The organism is Micromonospora sp. M51 (assembly GCF_018070305.1).
Taxonomy (GTDB): Bacteria; Actinomycetota; Actinomycetes; order Mycobacteriales; family Micromonosporaceae; genus Micromonospora; species Micromonospora parva.
Window position 1 is genome coordinate 1 of record NZ_JAGPXZ010000264.1, and the last position, 7,487, is coordinate 7,487.

Annotated in this window: 8 protein-coding genes and 1 pseudogene; 6 read left to right on the forward strand and 3 right to left on the reverse strand. The window is 71.8% G+C overall.

Annotated elements, in window-relative coordinates:
* From KBX53_RS15920 to KBX53_RS15930, 3 genes and pseudogenes are all read left to right on the forward strand, one after another.
* Nucleotides 1-372, forward strand: a pseudogene (locus KBX53_RS15920) (glycoside hydrolase family 2 protein); the annotation flags it as partial.
* Nucleotides 373-467: 95 nt separating this feature from the next.
* Complete coding sequence (locus tag KBX53_RS15925; protein WP_030337198.1) at nt 468-806, forward strand: helix-turn-helix transcriptional regulator; 339 nt, start codon at nt 468-470, stop codon at nt 804-806.
* On the forward strand, nt 803-2,554 hold the full coding sequence (locus KBX53_RS15930; protein ID WP_081884120.1) for a SulP family inorganic anion transporter: 1,752 nt from the start codon (nt 803-805) through the stop codon (nt 2,552-2,554). The genes KBX53_RS15925 and KBX53_RS15930 overlap by 4 nt, the downstream gene beginning before the upstream one ends.
* An 84-nt stretch (nt 2,555-2,638) precedes the next feature.
* Here KBX53_RS15930 and KBX53_RS15935 read toward each other — a convergent pair whose 3' ends face one another.
* Complete coding sequence (locus tag KBX53_RS15935) at nt 2,639-3,478, reverse strand: NAD(P)H-binding protein (RefSeq protein WP_030337202.1); 840 nt, start codon at nt 3,476-3,478, stop codon at nt 2,639-2,641.
* A gap of 72 nt (nt 3,479-3,550) precedes the next feature.
* On the opposite strand from KBX53_RS15935, the gene KBX53_RS15940 reads away from it, so the two are divergent.
* The 3 genes from KBX53_RS15940 (at nt 3,551) to KBX53_RS15950 (ending at nt 5,902) form a co-directional block, all read left to right on the forward strand.
* A complete protein-coding gene (locus KBX53_RS15940; protein ID WP_030337204.1) occupies nt 3,551-4,489 on the forward strand; it encodes an AraC family transcriptional regulator in 939 nt (312 codons plus the stop codon).
* A gap of 202 nt (nt 4,490-4,691) precedes the next feature.
* Nucleotides 4,692-5,228, forward strand: coding sequence for a hypothetical protein (locus KBX53_RS15945; protein ID WP_210860091.1), 537 nt, complete (start codon nt 4,692-4,694; stop codon nt 5,226-5,228).
* A 131-nt stretch (nt 5,229-5,359) separates the two neighbouring features.
* On the forward strand, nt 5,360-5,902 hold the full coding sequence (locus KBX53_RS15950; protein WP_210860092.1) for a hypothetical protein: 543 nt from the start codon (nt 5,360-5,362) through the stop codon (nt 5,900-5,902).
* A gap of 101 nt (nt 5,903-6,003) precedes the next feature.
* Here the strand turns inward: KBX53_RS15950 and KBX53_RS15955 are convergent, their stop codons facing one another.
* Nucleotides 6,004-6,747, reverse strand: a complete 744-nt coding sequence (locus tag KBX53_RS15955; RefSeq protein WP_210860093.1) for a copper homeostasis protein CutC — start codon at nt 6,745-6,747, stop codon at nt 6,004-6,006.
* Nucleotides 6,744-7,487: asparaginase (locus KBX53_RS15960; protein ID WP_210860101.1), on the reverse strand; the 744-nt coding region annotated here is incomplete at its 5' end. The genes KBX53_RS15960 and KBX53_RS15955, both read right to left, overlap by 4 nt.

A 7,487-nucleotide genomic window follows, 5' to 3' on the forward strand; every position in this document is an offset into this window, starting at 1 on the left:
GCGGAGCTGGCGCGGCCGGACGAGGGCCGTCGGGAGTTGCTGGTCGCGGAGGCCGGTGGCACCGCGGAGCGCGCGCTGTGGTTCTTCGCCGAGGACCGGGACGTGGACTGGCCGGCGGCGGCCTGGGACGCGACGGTCGAGCCGATCGGCGGCGGGCAGCGGGTCCGGGTCACCGCCCGCACGGTGCTGCGCGACCTGACCCTCTTCCCGGACCGGCTGGACAGCACCGCCACCGTGGACAAGGCCCTGGTCACCCTGCTGCCGGGCGAGTCGGCCACCTTCACCGTGCGCGCCGGGGCCCTGCTGGACGACCGGGCGCTGACCACCCGACCAGTGCTGCGCTGCGTCAACGACATCGGACGGACTGCCTGACGCCGACGACGCGGAGGGACGCTCGTCACCGCACACCGAACGATTGAAGACTTCTTCAAGTGCTAAAGTCTTCGCATCGATCGGGAGAGGTGCTCATGTCGGTCCCGCTGTACCAGGCGAAGGCGGAACTCTTCCGCACCCTCGGGCACCCGGTGCGCATCCGGGTCCTCGAACTGCTCCAGGACGGCCCGAAGCCGGTCCGTGACCTGCTCGCCGTGATCGAGGTCGAGGCCTCCAACCTCTCCCAACAACTCGCCGTCCTTCGCCGCGCCGGGATGGTCACCTCACACCGCGACGGTCCCCTCGTCGTGTACGCGCTCAGCACCCCGGACGTGGCCGACCTGCTGGCCGCCGGGCGCCGGATCCTCGGCGCGGTCCTCACCGACCGGGACGGCCTCCTCGGGGAGCTGCGCGCCACCGGCGCGGACCGGTGAGCCGCGTCATCCCGGTGGCCCGAGCGCGGCTCCTCGGGCTGCTACCCGACCGGGCCGACTGGGCGGCGGTCCACCGCTCACCACGCCGGGACCTGCTGGCCGGCCTCACCGTGGCGGTGGTGGCACTGCCGCTGGCCCTGGCGTTCGGCGTCACCTCCGGGCTGGGCGCCCAGGCCGGGTTGATCACCGCCGTGGTCGCCGGCGCGGTGGCCGCCGTCTTCGGCGGCTCCAACCTCCAGGTCTCCGGGCCGACCGGGGCGATGACAGTGGTGCTGGTGCCAGTGGTGCAGCAGTTCGGAGCCACCGGCGTGCTGATGGTCGGGGCGATGGCCGGCCTGGTGCTGATCGCGCTCGCCGTGGCCCGTCTGGGCCGCTACGTCCGCTACCTGCCCACCCCCGTGCTGGAGGGTTTCACCGCCGGCATCGCCGTGGTCATCGCGCTGCAACAGGTTCCTGCCGCACTCGGCGTCAGCGACGCGCACGGGGAGAAGGTCTGGGCCGTCGCCTTCGACGCGGTCGCCCGGTTCGTCGTCCATCCGCGGCCGGCCGCGCTCGCGGTGGCCCTCGCCGTCGCGGCGCTGATGCTGCTCGGAGCGCGGTGGCGACCCGGCCTGCCGTTCTCCCTGCTCGGCGTGGGGGCCGCCACCGTCCTCGCCGAGGTCCTCCCGGTCGACCTGGCCCGGATCGGCGCGCTGCCGCAGGGCCTCCCAGCGCCTTCGCTCGGCTTCCTCGACCTCGCCGCGCTCGGTGTGCTGCTGCCCAGCGCCCTCGCCGTCGCCGCGCTCGCCGCCCTGGAGAGCCTGCTCTCCGCCACCGTCGCTGACGGCATGACCGTCGGTGAGCGGCATGACCCGGACCGGGAGCTGTTCGGTCAGGGGCTGGCCAACCTCGCCGCCCCCGTCTTCGGCGGCATTCCCGCGACCGCCGCCATCGCCCGGACAGCGGTCAACGTCCGCGCCGGGGCGGCCTCGAAGTTGGCGGCCCTCACCCACGCCGTCGCCCTCGCGGCGATCGTGCTGGCCGCCGCGCCGCTGGTCGGCCGGATCCCGCTCGCCGCCCTGGCCGGGGTGCTGCTCGCCACCACCGTCCGCATGGTGGAGGCCGGCTCGCTGTGGGCGCTGGCCCGGGCCACCCGGGGCGACGCGGTCGTGCTGGTGCTCACCTTCGCCGTCACCGTGATCTGGGACCTCGTCACCGCCGTCGCGGTCGGCGTCGGCGTCGCCGTGGTGCTCGCCCTGCGCGCGGTCGCCCGCAGCGCCCGGCTGGAACAGGTGCCCCTCGACCCGGGGGAACACAGCGCCGAGGAGCACGCGCTGCTCAGCGAACACATCGTCGCGTACCGGCTGGACGGGCCGCTCTTCTTCGCCGCCGCCCACACCTTCCTGCTCGAACTCTCGGAGGTCACCGACGTCCGCGTCGTCATCCTGCGAATGTCCCGGGTGACCACGATGGACGCCACCGGCGCGCACGTCCTCGGCGATGCGATCCGGCGGCTACGCGGACGCGGGATCACCGTCCTGCTCTCCGGCATCACCCCCGCCCACGACCAGGTCCTCGCCACCCTCGGAGTCGCTGACGACCTGCGCCGCGAGGAACTGCTCTTCCCGGACACCCCTGCCGCCATCCGGTACGCCCGCGCGGTCGCGCTTTCCGCTGGGGGCCGACCGAAGGTCGTAGCCGGTGGTGACAGCGCCGCCGTCAACGGCGAAGTCCGACGTCGAACCAGCGGTATCCCGGAAAGCCAATGATTACCGACGTGTCCGAGACGCGGCCGTGACGGCGTTCGTGTTGGCCAGCGAGCGGACGATGTTCCAGGTGACCCAACTGGTGTCCTACCCTCTGTCCCAGATGCCGGTGGCGGCGGTGGCGGTGGCGTAGTCGGCGAAGTCGCGGGGCGGCCGGCCCAGGGCGCGCTGAACCCCGTCGTCCAGATGGGCGTTGCGCCCGTCCAGCACGGTCGTGAACAGGTACAGCAGCAGCTCCACGACCCCGGAAGGCGTGCCCTCCGCGGTGAGCGCCTCGGCATAGTCGTCGGGAGACACCTGAACGAATTCGATCCGCCGGCCCGTCGCTGTGGAAATCCCGGCGATCGCCTCGGCGAAGGTGAGCAGCCGGGGGCCGGTCAGCTCGTAGATCTGCCCCGCGTGCCCGTCCTCGGTCAGGGCGGCCACAGCCACCTCGGCGATGTCGTCGGCGTCCACGAACGGCTCGGGCACGTTCCCGACCGGGAGGACGATCTCGCCGCCCAGCACCGGCTCCAGCAGATAGTCCTCGCTGAAATTCTGGCTGAACCAACTGGATCGCAGGATCGTCCACTCGACCCCGGCGGACTGGATGAGCCTTTCGCTGGCTTGTGCTTCCTTTTCACCCCGGCCGGACAGCAGCACCAGCCGGGAGACCCCGGACGCCACCGCCAGTTCAGTGAACGCGCCGACCGTCTCGGGTGCGCCCGGCACCGCCAGGTCCGGGTAGTAGGACACAAACACCGTTCCGACGCCCTGCAGCACCGGCGTCCAGGTCGCCTGGTCAGCCCAGTCGAAGGGCTGCGCAGCGGAGCGGGAACCCGCCCGAACGGGCACTGCGCTCTCCTGGAGCCGCTTCACGATGCGGCGGCCAGTCTTGCCGGTCCCGCCGAGTACCAGGATCGTGTTCCGCTCTTGTTCGTTCGTCATAGCGATAATTGAAACGCAGCGGTGTGAGACTGTGGATAGCCAAGGCGCGCGATTCTGTGTGTAATCGTCTACATGGACGCAGTCGTCAGTCTCCTCGACGGACCCAGAGCCCGGGGAGCGTTCCTCCTCCGCTCGGTCCTGACCCCGCCCTGGTCGATACGGATCGAAGACCAGGCGCCGCTCACCCTGGTGGCCATGGTCCAGGGGGACGCCTGGGTCGTTCCCGACGAGGGTGCGTCCGTACAGCTCAGTCCAGGCGACCTGGCGATCATTCGTGGCCCCGACCCGTACGCCGTCGCCGACGAGCCGGCCACGGCGCCGCAGGTCGTCATTCACCCAGGCCAGATCTGCACCACCCCCGACGGGCAGGAACTGCCCGGGATGATGGAGCTGGGCGTACGCACCTGGGGCAACAACCCGGACGGCCCGACAACGCTGCTCACCGGCACCTACACGATGCGGGGCGAGGTCAGTCAGCGGCTCCTGAGCGCACTGCCGCCGCTACTGGTCGTCCCGGGCGACTCCTGGGACTCCCCGTTGGTACCGCTACTGGCCACCGAGATCGTCAAGGACGATCCCGGCCAGGAAGCGGTCCTCGACCGGCTGCTCGACCTGCTGCTCATCGCCGCGCTACGTGAATGGTTCGCGCGACCGGCGGCCAATGCCCCCGGCTGGTACAAAGCGCACAGCGATCCCATCGTTGGCCGGGCCCTGCAAATGCTCCACAACAAGCCGGCCCAACCCTGGACCGTCGCGTCGCTGGCAGCCGAGACCGGGGTCTCCCGGGCGGCGCTGGCCCGCCGATTCACCGCGCTCGTCGGCGAATCGCCCATGTCCTACCTCACCGAGTGGCGGCTGGCCCTGGCAGCCGACCTGCTCCGCGAGCCCGGCGCCACCGTCGGCGCCGTCGCCCGCCACGTCGGCTACGGCAGTTCCTTCGCCCTGAGCACGGCCTTCAAACGCATCCGCGGCGTCAGCCCACGGGAACACCGCCGGGCTGCCCGGACGTAGCGGGGCATCGGCACCGAGGCGGCGGCGCCCGACGACACGGCCGCGAGCTACACGGATAGAGGGCCGAGCGTGAGCGACTGCAACCCCGCCCTGTCATCGAGCACACCGGTCAGGACAGGATTACCGCGTCGTGGCCCGGCGGTGACAGCGCCGCTGTCAACGGCGAAGTCCGACGTCGAACCAGCGGTATCGCGGGGAGCCAATGATCACTGAACATGTCCGGGACGCGGCGGCGACGGCGTTCGTCTTCGCCTTTTTCGCCACCAGCTGGTTCGGTTGGGCGCAGGAGGCGCCCCCGAAGCGGTGGCGGCGGGTGCTCATCGCCGGGTCGGTTCTTTCCCTGCTCACGGCGGCCGCCGGGGCTCTGTTCGCCTGGCGTCACTGGTCGGACGGTACGGCACTCGACGCCGACACCAGCCCAACCTTCGGCATCGTCGTCGGCATCGAGTTCGGCGTCGCTGCGGTCGGTGCCGGGCTGCTCGCTCTGCTGCGGCGTAATGAGCTGGTCGCCCCATGGATCGCCCTCGTCGTGGGCGTGCACCTCTTCCCGGTTGCGGCGTTGATCGACTACCCGTTGATTCATCTGGTCGCCGCGCTCGTCACCGTGGTGGCGGTCGCGGCGGTGCCGGTGGCCCGGGCTCGCGCCGTGGCGGTGAGCGCGGTCGTCGGCCTCGGCACCGGTGGGGTGCTCCTGGTCGCCGCGGTGTCCTCGCTGCTCATCGCCCTGTTGGGCTACTGAGGCAGGTCGCCGTCCGCTCTGTGCCTGGCGCACTTTCCGGTCGGACGATGAACTGTCCCGCGAGGACATTGCTGTCGCCTTCCGGATAACAGGGCCCCTGTCGGCCGGGCGGGGCCGGTTCAATGGCGGGCATGCAGGGGATCAGCGGCACCGCGGCGGCGAAGGCACTCATCCTGGCGGCTGTCCCCGTCGGTGCCGTCGGCTTCTTCGTCACCGACAGGTGGGCGATCGGCGCGATCGTCGTGAACCTCGTTCTGCTCGGCGCTGGCGGTGGTCTCTGGTGGAAGGACCGCTGGACGCGGCTGTGGTCACGCCTGTTCCCGATCGGCTACTTCCGCGGGCCCGAGGCCGAGGAGGATCCGGACGATGGCGGCACCGGCGACGACTTCGGGGACCCGGGGTCGACGGTCTTCGCGTCGCGTCGGGTTCGTCGGCATCAGCTGACGTTGTCGACGACGAGCCGGGTTCGCCGCTCCGTGCTGCGGCGTTCCCTCACCAGCGAGCAGGCCGGTCGTGCCAAGGACCTGACGATGGTGGCGAACACCCTGAGCCAGATCCAGGGCGGGCTCCAGTCGGCACAGCGAAAGGCCAGGCGGGAGCAGCTGTGGTGGCTGGTCGCAGGGCTGGCGGCGTCCATTCCGGTCGGCGTCGCCATCAACCTCGCCACCGGGTGACCGGTGTAGCCCGAATGACCGGCTCCACCACGGCGCGAGCGGTGGTCACGGAGGGACTTGAACGTCCCCCGGGACCACCGCTCGTCAGTAGCAGTAGGCGGTCAGGCGCGGGCTGCGGCGAGCACCTGGCCGACCAGCGCGCCGGAGGTGCCCGAGCGCTCGTACTCGGGCCGGTTCAGGCTGCCACCCATCAGCGGGGCCGGGTTGCGGTGCACGGCCGGGCTGTCCGAGCTGACCAGTGCCGCGAAGTGGTACTCGTCAGCGCCGGTCGCCTCGACGATCCGGGCGATGTTGCGCGGGGTGATGCCACCGCCCGGCATGACGACGATCCGGCCGGCGGCGCGGCGCACCAGGTCGGCGATGAGCGGGGCACCCTCCAGCACGCTGACTTCCTGGCCCGAGGTGAGCACCCGGTGAACGCCCAGCTCGATCAGCTGCTCCAGCGCCGCGTGCGGGTCGCGGGTCATGTCGAACGCCCGGTGGAAGGTGATGCTGACGTCGCCCGCGGCGGCGATCAGCCGGCGGGTGGTCGGCACGTCGACGTCACCCTCGGCGGTCAACGCACCGATCACGATGCCGTGCGCGCCGGCCGCCACCGCGGCCCGCACGTCCCGCTCCATCGCCTCGATCTCGAACGGCGAGTAGATGAAGTCGCCGGCCCGCGGCCGGACGATCACGTGTACCCGGATCCGGTTGACGGCGCGCAGTGTCGTCTCGATGGTGCCCAGGCTGGGGGTCAGCCCGCCGTCGAAGAGCGCGGAGCACAGCTCCACCCGGTCGGCGCCGGCCTCCTCAGCGGCGACCGCCCCCTCGACGCTGTCGATGCAGATCTCGAATGTGCTCATGATTCTTCCTTTTCCGTGCGTGGCGGTGCCGCTTCGGTCCGAGACGGTGCGGTGGTCCAGTCGATGACGGCCGTGACGGCGCCGACCGGTGCGCCGCCGCCGAGCACCGGCACCTGGCGCAGCGCGTCGGCCCCGCCCACCGGTACGCCAACGGCGTCGAGGGCGGCGAGGGCGATCGCGGTGGTGGCGCGGGGTGATCCGTCGACCACCTTCACCGCGACGGCGTGACCGTCCGGTGCGGCCACCCCGAGCACACCCTCGGCTCCGCCCTTGGCGAGGACGCCGGGCAGCGCCCGCATCAGGTCGGTGTTGGGGTGGCCGTGCCAGCCGCCGACGTACTCCGGGTGTTGGCGCATGGCCTGCGCGACCAGCGCCTCGTCACTGCCGGTGGGTGCGGTGACCAGGGCCTGGAAGGTACGGGCCAGGCCGGTCAGCGGCAGCCCGAACAGCGGTGCGCCGCAGCCGTCGACAGCGTGGTGCGCGATCGGCGTGCCGGCGAGCCGGGCGACGGTGGCGGCGGTCTCCCGCTGGATCGGGTGGTCCGGGTCGAGGTAGTCGTGCGTGCTCCAGGACCGGGCGACGGCGGCGACGAGCATCGCGGCGTGCTTGCCGGAGCAGTTCATCCGGATCCGCTCGCGCTGCCCGCCGGCGCGGATCAGCCGGTCCCGGGTTGGTTCGTCCTCCGGCCAGTCCTGCGGGCAGCCGAGCGCGTCCTCGGTCAGGCCGACACCGGCCAGCAT

What these genes read in the sequence shown, in the direction of transcription:
- KBX53_RS15925 (WP_030337198.1), top strand. Translation starts at nt 468, where the DNA reads ATGTCGGTCCCGCTGTACCAGGCGAAGGCGGAACTCTTCCGCACCCTC.
- KBX53_RS15935 (WP_030337202.1), bottom strand. Translation starts at nt 3,478, where the DNA reads ATGACGAACGAACAAGAGCGGAACACGATCCTGGTACTCGGCGGGACC.
- KBX53_RS15940 (WP_030337204.1), top strand. Translation starts at nt 3,551, where the DNA reads ATGGACGCAGTCGTCAGTCTCCTCGACGGACCCAGAGCCCGGGGAGCG.
- KBX53_RS15945 (WP_210860091.1), top strand. Translation starts at nt 4,692, where the DNA reads ATGATCACTGAACATGTCCGGGACGCGGCGGCGACGGCGTTCGTCTTC.
- KBX53_RS15950 (WP_210860092.1), top strand. Translation starts at nt 5,360, where the DNA reads ATGCAGGGGATCAGCGGCACCGCGGCGGCGAAGGCACTCATCCTGGCG.
- KBX53_RS15955 (WP_210860093.1), bottom strand. Translation starts at nt 6,747, where the DNA reads ATGAGCACATTCGAGATCTGCATCGACAGCGTCGAGGGGGCGGTCGCC.